At 55.1% G+C, this 17763-nt stretch carries 13 protein-coding genes and 2 pseudogenes; 8 read left to right on the top strand and 7 right to left on the bottom strand.

The genetic code is table 11. The annotated features are described in order from the left end of the window. Positions 1-357: 357 nt before the first annotated feature. Complete coding sequence (locus tag QQL79_RS20275; RefSeq protein WP_284393914.1) at positions 358-1482, bottom strand: ABC transporter substrate-binding protein; 1125 nt, start codon at positions 1480-1482, stop codon at positions 358-360. A gap of 51 nt (positions 1483-1533) precedes the next feature. Continuing rightward, positions 1534-3117: a gamma-glutamyltransferase family protein gene (locus tag QQL79_RS20270; protein ID WP_284393912.1), complete on the bottom strand. Its 1584-nt coding sequence runs from the start codon at positions 3115-3117 to the stop codon at positions 1534-1536. Positions 3118-3361: 244 nt separating this feature from the next. Here QQL79_RS20270 and QQL79_RS20265 point away from each other — a divergent pair, with 244 nt between their 5' ends. The 7 genes from QQL79_RS20265 (at position 3362) to QQL79_RS20235 (ending at position 12362) form a co-directional block, all read left to right on the top strand. Continuing rightward, positions 3362-4660 carry an NAD(P)/FAD-dependent oxidoreductase gene (locus tag QQL79_RS20265; protein ID WP_284393910.1) on the top strand — a complete coding sequence of 433 codons (1299 nt, stop codon included), beginning with the start codon at positions 3362-3364 and terminating at the stop codon, positions 4658-4660. A gap of 10 nt (positions 4661-4670) precedes the next feature. Then, positions 4671-5021, top strand: coding sequence for a Rid family hydrolase (locus QQL79_RS20260; protein WP_284393908.1), 351 nt, complete (start codon positions 4671-4673; stop codon positions 5019-5021). Between the two features lie 78 nt (positions 5022-5099). Beyond that, positions 5100-6569 (top strand): MocR-like pyridoxine biosynthesis transcription factor PdxR, encoded by a 1470-nt coding sequence (gene pdxR, locus QQL79_RS20255; protein ID WP_284393906.1) that lies wholly within the window; start codon positions 5100-5102, stop codon positions 6567-6569. 153 nt (positions 6570-6722) lie between these two features. Continuing rightward, on the top strand, positions 6723-7883 hold the full coding sequence (locus tag QQL79_RS20250; protein WP_284393905.1) for a cystathionine beta-lyase: 1161 nt from the start codon (positions 6723-6725) through the stop codon (positions 7881-7883). A gap of 228 nt (positions 7884-8111) precedes the next feature. Next, complete coding sequence (locus QQL79_RS20245) at positions 8112-9194, top strand: ABC transporter ATP-binding protein (protein WP_284393903.1); 1083 nt, start codon at positions 8112-8114, stop codon at positions 9192-9194. Between the two features lie 62 nt (positions 9195-9256). Further along, positions 9257-10996, top strand: coding sequence for an ABC transporter permease (locus tag QQL79_RS20240; RefSeq protein WP_284393902.1), 1740 nt, complete (start codon positions 9257-9259; stop codon positions 10994-10996). 61 nt (positions 10997-11057) lie between these two features. After that, positions 11058-12362 carry an MFS transporter gene (locus tag QQL79_RS20235; RefSeq protein WP_284393901.1) on the top strand — a complete coding sequence of 435 codons (1305 nt, stop codon included), beginning with the start codon at positions 11058-11060 and terminating at the stop codon, positions 12360-12362. Positions 12363-12377: 15 nt separating this feature from the next. On the opposite strand, the gene QQL79_RS20230 is transcribed toward QQL79_RS20235, so the two are convergent. The 3 genes and pseudogenes from QQL79_RS20230 to QQL79_RS20220 form a co-directional block, all read right to left on the bottom strand. Then, entirely contained in the window at positions 12378-13154 is a 777-nt protein-coding gene (locus QQL79_RS20230) for a YggS family pyridoxal phosphate-dependent enzyme (protein ID WP_284393900.1), read from the bottom strand. A 219-nt stretch (positions 13155-13373) separates the two neighbouring features. Further along, a pseudogene (locus tag QQL79_RS20225) lies at positions 13374-14180 on the bottom strand (aldehyde dehydrogenase family protein); the annotation flags it as partial. A gap of 191 nt (positions 14181-14371) precedes the next feature. After that, positions 14372-15271: a LysR family transcriptional regulator gene (locus QQL79_RS20220; protein WP_284393899.1), complete on the bottom strand. Its 900-nt coding sequence runs from the start codon at positions 15269-15271 to the stop codon at positions 14372-14374. A 102-nt stretch (positions 15272-15373) separates the two neighbouring features. On the opposite strand from QQL79_RS20220, the gene QQL79_RS20215 reads away from it, so the two are divergent. Then, positions 15374-16534 carry an iron-containing alcohol dehydrogenase gene (locus QQL79_RS20215; protein WP_284393898.1) on the top strand — a complete coding sequence of 387 codons (1161 nt, stop codon included), beginning with the start codon at positions 15374-15376 and terminating at the stop codon, positions 16532-16534. Between the two features lie 278 nt (positions 16535-16812). Here QQL79_RS20215 and QQL79_RS20210 read toward each other — a convergent pair. Both QQL79_RS20210 and QQL79_RS22585 read right to left on the bottom strand, forming a co-directional pair. Next, positions 16813-16974 (bottom strand): annotated as a pseudogene (locus QQL79_RS20210) (IS3 family transposase); the annotation flags it as partial. A 257-nt stretch (positions 16975-17231) separates the two neighbouring features. Further along, positions 17232-17570, bottom strand: coding sequence for a hypothetical protein (locus tag QQL79_RS22585; protein ID WP_370461272.1), 339 nt, complete (start codon positions 17568-17570; stop codon positions 17232-17234). Between the last annotated feature and the right edge of the window lie 193 nt (positions 17571-17763).

Here is a 17763-nt window from a genome sequence, read left to right as displayed (position 1 = left end):
GTCTGAACATTCTGGCCCAGTAAGCTTATCACTCGAGTTGAATAGAAAGGGGCCAGTTGACCCGCTGGTTTCACGGCAGCACGAAGACCGGTCCGTGAGAACTGTTCAATTGGTCGCGTGGAAGGAAACATCAAGCAGGACGAGGGTTAGGAGATCCGTGGCCGGCCAATAGGGTCAGGTGTAACATGTCTCGATTCCAGAACGGCCGCAGAATCCCGATCCGAATACGTACAGCCGTCACGATTATATTGGCGCCGTAGCGGCATGAAATTGCGTTGGTAATCGTCGATATTCAAAAAGACATAAAAAAGGAGCGCCCACGCAATTGGGGCGCTCCTGCTGTTTGAAAATGGGGCGTCACTCAACGCCTGTGATTTCCTTCCACCGGGCCAAGAAAGCGTCGTAGTTATTGGTCATTTCTGGGTCCCTGCCGATCTGAACAATCTTGTCCTCGGGCATCTGGGCTGCGATTGTCGGAAAGACGTTTGATACGCCTGCCTGATCTTCCGTAAGGGTGCGCAGTGCTGGAAAGCCACCACCCGCAGCATAGGCAATCTGGCCCTCTTCGGATAGCGTAAAGTCCACGAAGAGTTTTGCTGTGTTCGGGCTTTCACCACCACGCAAAACGCCGAATCCCCTCATCGCCAGCGGAGTCCCGTCCGTGAGGTAGGCTTGGCCAATGATCGATTCAACGGCTGGATCCGAGATTGCATTAAAAACGGTGCGTGCGGCAACCAAGTACCCCACCACATATTCACCAGACATTAGCTTCTCCATCATCGACGAGGCGGAGCGCTCGAAGCGGGATTGCGGCCCGACGATTTTAAGCAGGTCCCAGTATTCGTCACCGTGGGCGTCGGCAAGGGCATAGTGGATTTGATATCCCGCACCAGAGAGGTGTGCGCCATAGCCCGTCAGTTTGCCGTTGAAGACATCGGGATTTGCTTCCACCAGTTCCGCTAGCGAGGCAAATCCCGTGGGGCGGAGGTTTTCACCCAACACCAGCTTGTTGTACGCCATCACAATGGGGTCTGCTCCAGCGACATAGAGATAGGGGCTCGGCTGGTCCTTCTGACCGGGGTACGCCACTGCTTCAGGCGACTCGTACTCTACCAACTCCCCACGTGCGATTAGGTCACGCCATGCTGGCGTCGCACTTGTCACGATAACACTCGCCGTTGGTGTGCCAGTCGCGGACTCATTGAGGTACCGCTCAATTATGCCATAGCTGTCGCCGTCCAGGTAGGCGATAGACACCCAAGGATACTTCTCCTTGAAGGCATTGAACAACGGTTCAAGGTCTTTCTCCGTACCATTGCCGTACATAGTCAATGCTGGCTCGGTCTTCGAAGCCTCAACGATTTCGTTGTAGTTCGCAGGGTATTCTATTGTCTGGGCTATAGACATCGGCGTGAGAGATAGGCTTGCTGAAAATGCGCAAGACAACAGGAGCATATTTCGACGACTAAGTTTCACGTTCATTTGAGTTCCCTCTTTCATTGTTGGTTTGTCTAGGTATTGGGGTGTCCTCGGTCAGTACCCGACCGCCATTCCGTCTCGCCGGTGATCCGAGGCACCCACATAGCCACCGTCGATTCTTTGAATGAGTTGCGCGCCGCCAAAACCAAATGTCTGGTCGGGCTCTTCTACAGTCACTCGATGCCCCATCGCGTCGAGTCCTGCGACAGTCGCGGTGGACATGGTTCCCTCACAGGCGACATCAAGCCCGGCGGTGAACCGCCACCTGGGGGCGTCGCTCGCCGCCTGTGCGTTCTGACCAAAGACCTGGGTGCGGACGATCATCTGCAGATGACCTTGTGCCTGCATTGGGCCGCCCATTACACCAAAGCTCATCTCGGGCAGCCCATCCTTCAGCAGGAAACCCGGAATGATTGTGTGGAAAGGGCGCTTCCGGGGACCAACCAAGTTGGGGTGGCCTTGTTCAAGCGTGAAGCCAAAGCCCCGGTTCTGTAAGTGAATTCCGGTCTCTGGAACAACCACGCCAGAGCCGAAGCCCACGTAATTGGACTGAATATACGACACCATCATGCCACTGGCATCTGCTGTCGCCAGATAGACAGTGCCGCCATGTTTGGGAGCACCCGCGCCAAGGTCCTGCGCTCGATGCCGATCAACGAGCGACGCGCGACTTCTAAGGTAGTCAGGATCAAGTAGATCTTTTGACGTGATACGCATGGCTGAGAGGTCGCCAACGTATTTTTTCAAATCGGCATAGGCCAGTTTCACTGCCTCGATCTGTAGGTGGATAGCCTCAGGGCCATCTGGATCAAGGGTACCAATCTCTAGGTGCTCGACGATTCCCATCGCCATCAACGCTGCTATGCCTTGGCCCGCTGGTGGGATTTCGTGGCATTCTGTCCCGTGAAAGCGTGTGCTGATCGTGCCACACCACTCAGCCTGGTGGTCGGCCAAGTCAGCTGCGTTGAGAGCCGCACCGTTTTGCGCCGCCGCCTCAACGATTTTCTGGGCGAGTTCTCCCTGATAGAACGCTTCGCCCCCTGAACGGGCGATCAAAGATAAGCTCGAAGCAATCGCAGGGTTGCGAAACTGCGTCCCAACGGCCGGTGCCTTGCCCGAGGGCATGAAAGTCTCTGCGAATCCGGGGAAGCCTGAAAGCTCAGATGCACCTTGTTTCCATAGCTTAGCGATGGTTGGTGTCACCAAAAAACCGTTCTTGGCGTAGCGTAGAGCAGACTCAAAGAGTTCGGTAAAAGGTAGCTTGCCGAATTTTTTCGAGAGCTCCATCCAGGCCGATACTGCTCCGGGAACTGTCACGCTTTCCCAACCGCGACGTGGCATGGATTGTAGGCCCGCGAAGCGGTCAGGTGTCCATGCGGCGGGAGATCGCCCCGACGCATTGAGACCATGAAGACTGGTACCGTCCCAAATAATAGCGAAGGCGTCACTTCCGAGCCCGTTACCCGTCGGTTCCACTACCGTAAGCGTAATCGCGCTTGCCAAAGCTGCATCGACAGCGTTGCCACCTTTGGCCAAGGCATCCAGCCCCGCTTGAGAGGCCAGCGGTTGGGAAGTTGCTACGACATTCTGTGCCATCACCGGCGCACGTCGAGATGGATATGGGAAGGCGTAGTTCATGAATTCCCCGACGGAAAGTGCTGCCTAGCAGCGATACTTCGCCGGGAGTTCGGTGACTGACAGGTCCAGAATCAAAGGGAAATTAGGGGGTAAGAGGCAAGTCTGGTCCGTATAGTTATCCGGGTCGCGAGTGGAGGATTGGACCAGTGTAGTCGAATTGGAAGAGCAGTCTGGACCTTGGTGACGCAGCTTCTGGCCCGCCAAACTACGATCAGCACCGTTTTGGAAGGAGCCGTTTCTAGTTATGTCAGCAACCAATTTACGGGACGATGCGAAGCCAGACCGGCGACCGCGTAAAATAGCGGTGACGCCCCGATATTCGGTGATCGGGGGAGGCATTGTAGGAGTATGCACAGCACTAGCGCTTATGGAGAAGGGTTTTTCTACCCGACTGTTCGAGGCCCGCTCTCCGGGCGCCGGCGCAAGCTCGGGTAATGCCGGCATTATTGCCATCGCTTCCATAGCACCCACGGGCGTTCCTGGACTTGCTCGGCGGGTTCCTAGGATGCTTCTGGACCCCTTGTCCCCCCTTGCGATTGACTGGCGGCATTTCCCACAGCTTGCCCCATGGCTGATTTCGTTGCTACGGAACAGCAGCCCGGAACGCGTGGCGCAAATAACGGAAGCACGTCACGCGCTGCTCTCCCGTAGTATTGCTGCGTACGACGACATATTGAATGCCACCGGTACTTCTGATCTGCGCCGGAGCCAGCCCAAGCTGACGGCCTTCGAGAGCGACGACGGCTTTCGGACGTTCGCGGCGGGACAAAGTGGTCGGCTTAGCCGCGGCATTCGTGTCGATCTGATCAGCGGCGACGAGGGGCGTGAGATTGAGCCAGCTCTTGGAGCGAACGTGAAGCACGTAGCTCGCTTTCCTGATGTCCACTTTTTTTCCGACCCAGCTGCCGTCGTGCGCGGGCTCGTGGATCATTTCGTTAGACTGGGCGGAGTCGTCGTGAATGATGAGATTCTCGGCTTCGAGGGCCCCCAATCAAAACCGACAAGCCTCATTGGCAAACAATCCAACTATCTTTGTGATCAGGTGGTGATTGCAGCTGGCCCCTGGTCTGGAGCTTTGGCCAAGCGGCTGGGCGTGAAGCTGCCTATCGAGGCGGAACGCGGCTACCACCTCATGCTGGGCGGTGCCAAAGGCTTCAAACACGCTGTGAATTTCCATGAACGATATGTCGGCCTCACCCCAATGACGAATGGGCTACGAATAACTGGAATGGCTGAATTTGCGGGGTTGCATGCCAAACCCAAAATGAGGCGCCTCGATGCGGTTTTGAAGAACATTCGTCAGGCGGTGCCGGGCATCGGTGGTTCAGAACTCTTGCGTTGGTCGGGAGACCGGCCATCCTTGCCAGACTCGCTTCCAGCAATCGGCAGAACTGTGCGAGCAGCTAATGTTCTTTTCGCGTGCGGTCACGATCACCTGGGCATGACCATGGCTCCTATTACAGGCAAGTTGGTCGCCCAGCTTGCCGCTGGCGAAAGGCCTGACCTCAACCTCACCCCCTATAGCCCCGACAGGTTCAAGTAGGCTTCACGAGATGCATAATCTTCAACGTTTTCCTGGTTTAACGTCTACGCGCAGTAGGGCCGTTGCTACCGACACGACCGTCTACACAGTAGCGGTAGCGCCGACGCCCGTTCCGGAAGCTATTTTTGACGAGGCTATGAAGGTCTTTGAGAGAATCGAAGAAAGTCTGACGCTCTGCGGCACTGAAAAAGCCAACATCCTCGCCATCAATATCTTCCTATCGTCACTGGATCATAAGGAGGAGTTCAACCGCGCTTGGGATGCCTGGATCGGCGAACGAAACCAGCCGATGCGATGCTGCTTCGGTGTGGACATTTCTCCGCCTCACCGCGTCGAGCTGGTGGTTACCGCAGCGCGATAGCTCCTTAGTAGGGCTTTCACATCGTCACATTGTGGACTAACAATTGGCGTTCAGAATACGTCATGGACTGAACCACATATGGCGAGACGCAGAAGCATCATCACCATTCCATCTCTAGGTGGGATTGATCGAGAAGGGCGGCGCCCAGGCCGAAGACTGACCCAAGGACTTCGCCAAGCCATTGTCAACGGGGAACTCAAGCCCGGGGAGCGCTTGCCATCAACCCGGACACTCGCCGCCTCGCTCAATCTGGCGCGGGGCACCGTGGTGGAAGCTTTTGAGCAGTTGCGTGCCGAGGGTTACCTAGAGACACGTCCACGAGGCGGGACGATCATCGTCGACGTTCGCGGAAAGCAGGAGCAGGTTTCTCCTCGAGCCAGTCTTGGGGAGGCCCCAGCTCCGTTGCTTCCCAAAAATGTCGCCCGTCTCGAAGGCGTTGCCGAAGAACTGAAACCCTTGCCGTCTCTGCCGTTCTTGATCGCTCATCCTGCCGGCGCGGTAGCACCAGACGACAAATGGCGTAGACTTTCTAACTGGGCTCGAGCTGCTAGGGTCAGCGCGCCATCTGGCTATTCGGATCCTCGAGGGATTTTAGAGCTGCGCACCGCCATCGCGGAATATGTCCGTAAATCTCGTGGCGTAATTTGTGAGCCAGAGCAAATCATCGTTACCAACGGCACTCAGCAGGGGCTTTTTCTTGCTGCAACGGTGCTTCTCTCGGCTGGCGATACAGTCTGGTCGGAGGAACCCGCGTATCCCGGCATCCTCGCCGTTTTGGGAAATTTTGATGTAACGGCGTTTAGGATCCCCGTGGATGACCAGGGACTACAGGTGGATGTTGGGATTGGCCTCCAACAATCCGCCAAGGTGGCCTTCGTAACGCCATCCCATCAATACCCCTTAGGCATGCCGATGAGCATGCAGCGCCGGATGGCGCTTCTCGCTTGGGCACGCAGCAATAACGCCTGGGTGGTTGAAGACGACTATGACAGTGAATTCCGTTACGCAGGTCATCCCTTCCCAGCGCTGCAAGGCATCGACCCGTCGCGCGTGATTTATTTGGGGACCATGAGCAAGGTCATGTTCTCCTCGATGCGCATCGGATACCTGATTGCGCCGCCAGCGCTAGTGAAGGCCTTTGCCGGGGCTCATTCCTTGGTGGATCGACATTCACCGACGGCTGATCAGCACGTTCTGGCCCGCTATATGCGGGAGGGCTATTTTGAAGCTCACATTCGGCGCATCCGTTCAATTTATGTAGAACGAAGGGCCGTTCTGTTGGACGCTGTCGACAAGGAGCTTGCCCATCTTGTGACGGTCCAGTCTAGCGATCAAGGCATGCATATCCTGCTTTGGCTTGCCGACGGAATTAGTGACGTTTCGATTGCCAATCACGCTTTGCAAGAGCAGGTGGTCGTCAGACCCATATCGCCCATGTACGCCTCTAATCCGAGATCTGGCCTAATGCTGGGCTTTGGCGGCTTTACAGCCGATGAAATTTGGCACGCTGTGAAGCGTTTGCGGTCAATAATTGAACTTCATAGGTGAAACTAGCCGTGCTCACGCCCGCCCAAAGGTCGTTCCTTTCAAAATATCGATCCAGAGTTTGGTGGAGGTGGATGGCATTTTCTGACGTTTCTGGTCCTAGACAGAACGCCGAAGGTGTTGAGTATTTCAGTCCAGACATATGCAGGGATCAATATGCACTGGAAGACCAAACTCATTCAAAGCGACGTACGGCCACCTGAAGGGTTTAAGTCGCTTGTGACACCGATTCAGCGGGCGTCGACTGTTGTATTTTCAAAGCAGTCAGACGTGTCGAGCAACTGGCGGCATGCCCAAGAGGGCTATACTTATGGGCTCTATGGAACTCCGACCTCTCGCGAGTTGGCAGCTCGCATAGGTGAGTTGGAAGGCGCCTATCGTACTATCGTCCTCCCCGGCGGGCAGGCAGCAATTTCTCTGATTTACTTGGCATTTTGTTCGGCAGGCGACCATGCGCTCGTGCCATACAGCGCTTATGGCCCGAACAAGGAGTTGGCTGAAAATCTGCTGGGTCGTTTGGGTATCGAGGTCGAGCCCTACGATCCGCTGATCGGCGCCGGCATCGCCTCGCTGATTAGAGACAATACGAAGTTGATCTGGTGTGAAAGTCCGGGGTCCGTCACTATGGAGATCCAGGATGTTCGCGGGATTTCTGAGGCTGCCCACGACCGTGGCGTATTGGTTGCGTTGGACAACACCTATGCTGCTGGTGTGCTGTTCGATGCATTTTCACATGGCGTTGATCTCAGCATGCAGGCACTCACCAAATATGTCGGTGGCCACAGTGACCTGATGCTCGCCACAATCTCAGTCGCAAACGACGCGGTATGGGAGCGGATCGGAACTGTGCATCGTCTGGTGGGTATGGCGGTGTCGCCGGACGAGTGCGCGCTAGCACTTCGAGGCCTACAGACCCTTGCCGTCAGAATGGACCGCCTGCAGGCCTCGACGCTTACTGTCGCTAGTTGGCTGCGGGAGCACCCCGCGGTAGAAACTGTCCTTCATCCAGCCTTCCCAGATTGCCCGGGCCATGAATACTGGCTTCGGGATTTCAGTGGCTCATCTAGCGTTTTCTCAGTGAAGTTTAGAGACGCTGTCGATCCGCGTGCTGTCGAGAACTTCGTCGACACCCTCAAGCTGTTTTCGATCGGCTTCAGTTGGGGTGGGGTGCACAGCCTTGTCATTCTTTATCCCCGCCTCGTCCGGCCAGGCAAAGACTACGGCGGGCGGTTGGTGCGCTTCAATATCGGCCTAGAGGAGCCGGCCGACCTGATCGGTGACTTGCAGGATGCAATGCAAAAAGCTGGTATCTCCTGAGATCGCTGGCGTGAGGCGAACCGACTTTTGTGAAGTCGCACCTGTCCAGAATTCGTAAAGGCGCAACAATCGCGCTAATTCTGGCCCTGTGTAGTCAGGGGTGTGAGTGTACTCTAGGGAGGCCAGACGAACGCCGGACAGTGGATATGGCGAGCTAGTCTTCACCCCATGTCATTCGAACGAATGAGCCCCAAGAACAAGTTGGCTTAGATGTTGAGGGAATAAGCTGTGCCTGACCTAGTTATCGAGAATCTCACCAAGGCGTTCAATTTGCTCAAAGCGATCGACGACGTGTCGCTGACCGTGGCGGATGGAGAGTTCGTCACGTTGCTCGGACCATCCGGCTGCGGAAAGTCGACCACTTTAGGTGCAATCGCTGGTTTGGATCGAGCCGATATCGGCCGCATCCGCCTGGGCAATCAGGTGTTCTTCGACGGCGCAGAGTCCCGGTTCATGCCGCCTGAAAAGCGAGATATAGGGCTGGTTTTTCAGTCGTACGCGCTCTGGCCACACATGACGGTGCGCAAGAATCTCGAATATCCTCTTAAGCTAAGAAAGGTGCCGGCAAAGGAGCGGGATTCCCGCATCGACGAGGTTCTCGACCTTGTCGAAATGGCGCCCTACGCGGATCGATACCCTTTTGCCCTTTCCGGAGGTCAGCAACAGCGCGTCGCCCTCGCTCGGACACTCGTGTATCGCCCCCGTTTGCTACTGTTGGACGAACCGCTGTCTAACCTCGACGCCAAGCTCCGCGAACGTGCGCGCATCTGGCTTCGAAACATCCAGAGCAGGGTCAATGTAACGACCGTCTACGTAACCCACGATCAGATTGAGGCGCTCGCTCTCAGTGACCGCATTGCGGTAATGAGTAAAGGCAAAATCGTTCAGCTTGCCCCACCTAGAGTTGTTTACGACAATCCGGCCACCGAATTCGTGGCTGACTTCATCGGCAGTGCGAATATATTCCCGGGAGCACTGGAAAGCTACGACTCTAAGCACTCCAAGCTTCGTCTTGCAGACGACGGTATTCTCATTGCGGATCGTCCACCGCCAGAGGGAGCCAAAGGTAGGCTATCAATTGCAGTACGTCCTGAAAGGATACTGTTCATCCACGAGCACGGGGATGTGCCGAGTGAGAACGTTTTTACTGTGAAAGTGGAGTCGGCTTCGTTCTTGGGCGCCAGGCTCCTCGTGGTGGTTCGGCTCGGAGACACTCAGTTGCGGGTTGAATGTGACAGTGCGCCGGAGGGGGATGTTGTCCGGATTGTAATCCCACCGAGTGCTTGCACCTTGTTTGAGATGCAAGCCTAGCGTCGCGCTATTCGTCGGCTATTGGGCGCCGACGCTGTCAAATCGGCATTCGAGGAAAAATCGTGTCGCAACAAGAAATTAGTTCAGACGCCGTTTGGAACGCCAAAAAAAACAGGTGGTCCTTCGACCGCTCATCAATGATTCAGTATGGGCTGATGTTGTTGACGGTGGTGATTGTAATGGGGCCGTTGGTGCCCATTGTCTACCAATCGTTGCTTGACGGTGCACTTTATGAGCCTAATAAGTCGTTCACGCTAGATAATTATGTCCAGGTGTTCTCCAACCCAATGTTCTTGAGGGCGCTCCAAAACACCCTCTTCGTATCCTTGGGTGCAACATTGGTGAGCACCTTTGTAGGTGGTGTTGCAGCGATCCTTTTTGGCCGGACCAACCTTCCTTTCAAGCGAATGCTGTCCGGTATCCTGCTATGGCCGATGTTTATCTCACACCTGGTCATCGCGTTTGGCTGGGTCATTGTTTACGGCCCTGCAGGTTATATCACCCAGCAACTCCAGAGCATTACCGGTACTCAACCATGGGATCTGTACACGATTGGTGGCATTATCCTTGCCGCTGGTGTGGTGGGTGCACCGCTGACTTTCCTCTTCTGTGCGGGTTCAACGGCGCTGTCTGAGGCGTCTCTTGAAGACGCCGCCCGGACCTGCGGCGCGGGGCCAATAAGGACTCTCTGGACTATCGCCTTGCCGATGCTGCAGCCGGCTATCCTCTATAGCGCTATTCTGAATTTCACCAACGCGCTCGAGATGCTCGCCATTCCATTTGTTCTCGGCGAATCCACGAACATCGAGCTGTTTTCGACTCTCATCTACACTCAAGGGTTTGCGGCGATCAAACCCAACTACGGCATCGTCTCCACGGCAGCCATCTTTCTGATCGTCGTTGTTTTCCTGCTGCTAACTCTTCAACGCAGGCTACTGTCTAATACACGACGCTTTGTAACGGTAGGTGGTAAAGCTAGTCGCCCACGACTGCTTGACCTGGGGCCGCTGCGCTGGCCAGCTTTTGCAGTCGTTGCCGCCTACGCCGTCGTATTTATCGTTATACCTATTGGTGCGTTGTTCATTCGGTCGAGCGTCTCCATCCTCTCACCGCTCGTGCCGTTTTGGAACTATTTCACTCCGCGTCACTTGATCGCCGCCTTTACCGAGGCCCAACATGTCAGAACGATTGTCAACACCATCCTCGTTGCTACTGGCGCTGGCCTGATTGGCACCTTCTTTGTGGCCGTGCTCGCTGTGATAATTCACCGCTCGGAATTTCGATTTCGCTGGGAATTGGAATATGTGGCAATGCTTCCGCGCGCTATCCCTGGGGTCGTCGCCGGCATGGGCTTTTTCTACGCCATCATCCTTCTTCCACCCCTTGGCTGGATACGGGCGACGATATGGGTCTTGATGGTCGCCTACATCATGCGCTTCATTCCGTTGGCACTGGGCGCGTTATCTCCAAGTTTGCATCAACTCGGACGAGAGCTTGACAGCAGCGCCCGCGTGATCGGGGCAAGCTGGTGGCAAACTCTGCGGACTATTGTGCTGCCGTTGATGCGGCCGGCTATGCTGTCCAGTTTTGTCCTAGTCTTCGTCGTGAGCATTAAGGAATATTCGACGGCCATCTACCTCTATACCCCGGGTAACGAGGTATTGGGGTCGTCGCTCCTGACTTACTTCTATCACGGCGATTTCGCGATGGTCTCCGCGCTGTCCGTAGTGCAAATCGTTATTACCCTGGTCGCCGTCTATGCTGCAAGAGCACTGTTTGGCGTCAAGGCTTTCGGTAATTAGAGACGCATCCATCTCGGCAAACGTGCGGTAATAATAGTTGATGCCATCTGCGGGGGCTGACTTGTTCTCAGTGTTTTCAAACGTAACTTACCGTCGGCTGTTTTTGGCTCAGGCCGTTGCTTTGGTGGGCACGGGTACGCTGACTGTCGCGCTTGGGCTCTTGGCTTTCGAGCTTGCAGGACCCCAAGCGGGCACAGTCCTGGGAACTGCGCTAGCCATAAAAATGATCGCCTATGTGGGTGTCGCTCCAATCGCCTCAGCTTTCACCGGTCTGGTTCCCACCCGCACATTGCTGGTTTCACTCGATCTCGTGCGTGCTGCCATAGCGCTTTCGTTACCCTTCGTCTCCGAAATCTGGCAGATATACATTTTGATTTTTCTGCTGCAGGCTGCTTCGGCTGCGTTCACACCAACCTTCCAGGCAACCATCCCAAGTGTGCTTCCTTCTGAGCGAGAGTACACGATAGCCTTGTCATTATCGCGACTTGCTTACGACATAGAAAGCGTGGTGAGCCCTGTAGTGGCAGGCATTCTCCTGACCTTTGTTTCCTTTCACTCGCTATTTGTCGGAACTGTAGTAGGCTTTGTGGCATCTGCCGCGCTTGTGCTATCTGTTACCCTCCCGGCACTTAATTTTAGGCCAACCGGCAGCGTTTATCATCGAACTACACGCGGACTAAAAATCTACTTCCAAGTTCCTGAGCTGCGTGCGTTGCTTGCCATTAATTTTGGTGTTGCTGCCAGCGGTGCAGTCGTGATTGTGAACACCGTCGTTTATGTCCAAAGTTTATTTGGCATGGACCAATCCGCAACGGCGGTCGCACTCGCATTCTCCGGCGGCGGCTCTATGCTTGCCGCGTTGATGCTACCGCGCTTGCTACAATACTTGTCCGATAGATCCGTGATGCTCACTGGCATAGCCGTAATTTCCGGGATCACGTTCGCATGCAGCCTGATCGGATCTTACAGTGTGCTTCTAGTGCTATGGTTCTGCTTGGGATTCCTCCGATCGATAACCATGACGCCGTCCGGTCGACTTCTCAAGAATGCCGCTGCAGAAGAAGACCGTGCCTATTTGTTTGCCGCGCAATTCACTCTTTCTCACGCCTGCTGGCTTGTCACCTATCCTCTTGCGGGTTGGGGAGGAGCAACCCTTGGCTTAGGACCCACCGCCCTAGTTATGGCTGGATTGACGACGCTGTCGGTTGGTCTGGCGTTCCATCTATGGAGCCGGAAAGCAGCTCCTGTCACCCATCACCATCGGGATCTTCCCGCAGAGCATCCACACATCCGAGAATCCGGGAGCGTTCACAGCCATAAAAGAGTGCTAGACCATCTGCATCCGGCCACTCTGTGGCAAACCTGATGCTGGCCCCGGCGATTATCGGTTTGGTTCTCTGGGCCAATAGAACCCGTCAGGTGTAGGACGCTGTCCAAATATCGCCTGGCCAATCCTGATGGTCGTGGCGCCTTCTTCTATGGCAACATCGAAGTCACCGCTCATTCCCATGGACAATTCCACTACGCGAGGATCAATCACCGCAGTGGCGTCCCGCAGTTCGCGCAGAAGCCTAAAGCATGGTCTGACTTTGCTCATGTCAGTATCATGCAACGCTAGTGTCATCAGTCCACGCGGCCGTAATCGAGGGAACTCCGGTAGGGACCTAACGAATTCTGGTACTCGATCTGGGGGCAGTCCATACTTGCTTGCTTCGCCCGAAGTATTGACCTGAACGAAAATATCAAGAAATCGATCCTCGATGTCCAGTCGACGTTGCAGCTCAGCCGCCAATGAAAGATCGTCGAGGGCATGAAATTCTGATGCAAATCTTGCAATGTACTTGGCTTTATTTTTTTGCAGGTGGCCAACCATCTGCCAGGTAACGCGAAGATCTGCCAGCTCCTCTCGCTTCTCGAGTGCCTCCTGCACCTTGTTTTCCCCGAACTCGGTGTACCCGGCGTGATAGAGACGCCTCAGTATTGAAGAGGGTACCGTTTTCGAAATGATGAGCATGCGCACAGAGTTGCGTGGTCTGGCTGACCGCTGGCATGCGAAGACAATTTTGTCATCGACAGTGTTTATGCGGCGGGACAATAAGCTGAGCGGATCCGGACCGAACCGCTGGACTTCTTCCGCTAGCGCGTCGTCATTCTGCATGATGTCCTCCCTGGATCGGATTGCCAACACGATATGGCGTGAACTAATAAGCTAGCGGGGGAGGTTAAGCGCTGCTGCGGCCAGTATAGAGTCGTTTTTTCGACCAGTTGCGTCCCACCGGTGTGGTGAGCCTGACTTGGGTTCAAGCGCGATATGGGTGAGAGGCTAGCGTGCGTGTATAATTCGGCACGCCAATCTGGCAAGTGGGCGCCAACTAACCTAAAGCATCGTCGGGAACTGAAACTCGGCCCCCTCTTTGATGCCGCTGGGCCAGCGACTTGTGACGGTCTTCACTTTGGTCCAAAACTGCATAGAGTCGGTGCCATACTGGTTGAGGTCGCCGAATGAACTGGCCTTCCAACCGCCAAAGCTATGGTAGGCGACCGGCACTGGCACCGGTACGTTGACACCGACCATCCCAACATTGACACGAGCGGTGAAGTCGCGGGCAGTATCGCCGTCACGGGTGAAGATGGCTACGCCATTGCCGTAGGGGTTGTCTGAGGGCAGTGCAAGAACCTCCTCATAGATTGTAGCCCGGACTACACTGAGGACCGGCCCGAAGATTTCCTCTCTATAGATATCCATCTCGGTGGTGACGTGGTCGAACAGGGTAGGGCCGACGAAAAAACCTTGCTCATAGCCTTGGAGCGCAAAGTCGCGGCCATCGACGATGAGCTTTGCGCCTTGCTCTACGCCCTTATTGATGAGGCCGATAACGCGCGCCTTCGCAGCGGCGGTGACCAGCGGACCCATTTCCGAATCGGCGTCAGTACTTGGGCCAACCTTGAGCTTTTGGATGCGCGGCAGTAGTGCGGCGACAATGCGATCGGCGGTTTCGTTGCCCACCGGCACTGCAACCGAAACAGCCATGCAGCGTTCGCCAGCGGCACCGTAACCTGCTCCCATCAATGCATCGGCGGCCTTCTCCATGTCGGCATCGGGCATGATTATCATGTGGTTTTTCGCGCCGCCAAAAGCTTGAACACGCTTTCCATGCGCGGCCGCGGTCGCATAGACATAGCGGGTTCAGGTAGCCACCCGTGCTGCCCAACAAACCCGTACTGTCCACTCCGGCATCAATCAGTCGTGTCAAAAGCCTCCGATATGCGCCTTTGTTGACAACGCCGTGCTCGTCAGGCGGGTCACACGAAAGGCGCACAATCCATGCGGGTCGAGCACAATTTCACTCCCCATTCTACTGCAGCGATGGCTTATCAGCTGGCAAAGAAGTCACGACTATCCTGCACTATCGCGCGTATGAAGCGGAGGAACGATCTGACCACGGCAGTATCGGCTACCTCCGGTACGGTGACTATCCAGTATGTGCGTCTAAGGCTTACCTCGTCCGGAAGCAGGCGAACGAGCTTGCTGGAGGTTCTGCCGATATACAGAGGTAACACACCTATGCCGAAGCTAGACTCTATGGCCAGTTTCTGGGCTTCGATACTACTATTTTGAAGTCTCGATCTTAACCCCGGATGAATCTCTCTAAGATAATCTAGAGGTCGGCTAAATATCAAATCATTCACATAACCAACAAAAGGGTGATCGATGAGATCTGTTCGAGAGAAAATCGGCGCCGCGATTGATAGGTAATCTGTCGAGGCGTAAAGACCAAGACTGTAGTCGACTAAATGTTCTTGCATGGAAAGATCACGCGGCGGCTCGGTCATCGTAATTGCGATGTCAGCTTCTCTGCGAGACAGGGCTAAGATCTGCTGTATGGTAACTAGCTCGACAGAAATCAGAGGGTTATCTTGAGTGAATTTCCCTACTCTTTCGGCTAGGAAGTAATTTCCGAATCCTTCTGGCGTAGAAATACGAATAGAGCCATTTAGTCCCTGATGGTGGTCCGCAGTTTTCTCCTGTATTTCAAGCACGTGCGCTTCTACTTCTGTCGTCAACGACAGTATCGCTTCGCCCTGAGCAGTTAAGTTGTATCCCCTCGGATTTCGCTCAAATAGGCGAATCCCAAGAGATTGTTCAAGCGCGGTGATGCGGCGGCCCACGGTCGCATGATCAGTACCCAGTCGCCTACCAGCTAGCGAGAGAGTTTTGGACCTTGCCACCGCGAGAAAAAAGCGGAGGTCGTCCCAATTCAGTGGTAGGGGCATTAGTGTGAATTTCTGCACAGAAACTGAGCTATTTTACTCGTTTCTGTGCGCATTCGTCAAATGCTATGCATGCTCAAGTGAACCTGTATCGGTGGCGACGAGATGACCAACGTTTACCTACCTGTGGCATTGCGAGTTGGCGGGGGCGCTCTTCGCGAGACCGCGGAAGCTATGAAATTGTTCGGCCTCCAACGCCCTGCGATCATTACGGACGCCTTTATGAACGCAAGTGGTAGTGTTCAGGGCCTAGTTTCCATTTTGACTGACGGAGGTATCCACAGCCGGATTTTTGATGGCGTCCAAGCAGACCCCACCGTTGATATTGTTAACGCCGCGGTCGATTTTGTCCTTGCGGGAGATCATGACAGCGTCATCGGTTTTGGAGGAGGCAGCTCGATCGATACGGCCAAGGCGGTTGCCGTGATGGCCAAGCGTGGGGGAGATATTCGTTCCCTCAAGGCGCCGCATCAGGAAAACAATCGCGGGCTTCCTATTGTCGCGATTCCTACTACTGCAGGGACCGGATCTGAGGCGACGAAGTTCACGATCATCACTGACAACGCAAATGACGAGAAGATGTTGTGCGTGGGTCTTGCGTATCTTCCAACGCTTGCAATTGTTGATTTTGAACTTTCGATTAGCGCACCGCCTCGGCTGACTGCAGACACGGGAATCGACGCGCTCACCCATGCTCTCGAAGCATACGTTTCCCGACGGAACAACCCATTTTCGGACGCGATGGCTCTTTCGGCGATGCGTTTGATTTGGCCGAATTTGCGAAAGGTGTGGACGTCTCCAGGCGATCGAAGCGCTCGAGAAGCAATGATGGTTGGTTCGATGCAGGCGGGTATTGCCTTCTCGAACGCCTCCGTGGCGTTGGTTCACGGCATGAGCAGACCTATCGGCGCGAATTTTCATGTGGCTCATGGGCTATCCAACGCCATGTTGCTTCCGATTGTGACTGAATGGTCAATCTCTGGATGCGAAGAACGTTATGCGGACTGCGCTAGGGCCATGGGGATCGTCGATCTTCACTTCGACGATGCAGGCGCAGCCAAAGCGCTTGTGGATGCTCTCAGGCTGCTAAACAGTGACTTGCAAGTGCCAACGCCGAAGGCCTACGGTATTGATCAAATGCAGTGGAGTGCGCTGATCCCTTTTATGGCCGATCAAGCCCTTGCCTCTGGTTCTCCAGGCAACAATCCTCGCGTTCCTACAGCTGACGAAATTAGAGACCTCTATGTCGCAGTTTGGAACGATTAGCTAACGCAGTCGCGAAACACGCAGTGGTCGCAGCGATGTGCGAGCGGGAATTATTGGAAAGTACATTTCTGAAATCCATTAGCCCAGCAGGTTTTTGAGCTGCAGAGAATGGGCTGGAGCTCTTGAGTTCCGCTACGAACATGTCCAAGCAAACCATGACTGTCAGCGTGGGGTTGGCATCCCTACATCGCGGGCTGCGGATGTGTAGGGCGACCCCAGCCCACGACAGCGAAATCGACCTCTTTGAATATCCCCGCGTTCTGTAGACACCTTCGGGGTTAGATTTGGTGCCGTTTCTCGAACTCGACGGGCGATAGCATTCCATTGCGGGCGTGCTTGCGTGTCGGGTTATAGAACATCTCGATGTAATCGAACACGTCCTGCCTGGCTTCATCGCGGGTTCGGTAGGTCCGCCGCCTGATCCGTTCGCGTTTGAGCAGGTCGCGTGGGTGTTGATGGTCTGTCGCCGCGTGCAGTTTGCCGCCGTACAGGTCTTGGAATGCAACAATGGGCATTTCAGCCAAACCAAAACGGTCCTGGGCCGGCGCTGCGCCTATCGAGCAGGGTGTGGCGCTTGAGTCCTCGCCTCAACCGGAAATTCAGAGCGCAAACCTTCGAAAGCCGTCCGATTGCGGGGCTCGCTTGCGGTCTGTCCGTTGGTTTCATGTCAGATCTACTCCGAGGTTTGCGTCTCCCATCAAGCTGTTGGCGGCCAATAGCGACCGCATCCGCCCGCAGGGGAAGAGCAGTACTCCAGCCGGAGTACACCCGCTCGAGAAACTCGTTTCGCCAAAAAGGAGGTCGGCAACGACGCTACCTTTCTCCTTCCAAGACCATAGGCACTGTTCCAAGGCGTCGCGTGGTACCGCGCCACTGCGGTGCGACGTATCTGTTCAATTGCGCCGCGCTTTCCAGATGCGATCGGAACCAGGGATGCGCCAACCAGCACAGCAATGATCAGGTCATCGCCCATGACGCCATACGCCCCCGGAAGTGACTCCATCGCTGACATCGGCCACGGCTTGATGCCGTCCACAATACCGCTAAGTGGCGTAGATTTGTGTCTTCTTGTGACGACGCCTGTCGCCAGGGCCGACGACCGCCGATATACTTCGCTGCGTAACGTGAAGGATCGGAATACGAGGTCTTTTCACACAGGAGCGGGTTACGATTTCGACATACTACGCAAAGCATTGCGCTCTTCCGACAGTAGGAATGCAGACAGATTC

Origin of the sequence: Devosia yakushimensis, from assembly GCF_030159855.1 — a bacterium.
Classification (GTDB): Bacteria; Pseudomonadota; Alphaproteobacteria; order Rhizobiales; family Devosiaceae; genus Devosia; species Devosia yakushimensis.
The sequence above is the reverse complement of the archived record's forward strand: the minus strand, read 5'-3'. Positions and strand labels throughout refer to the sequence as shown.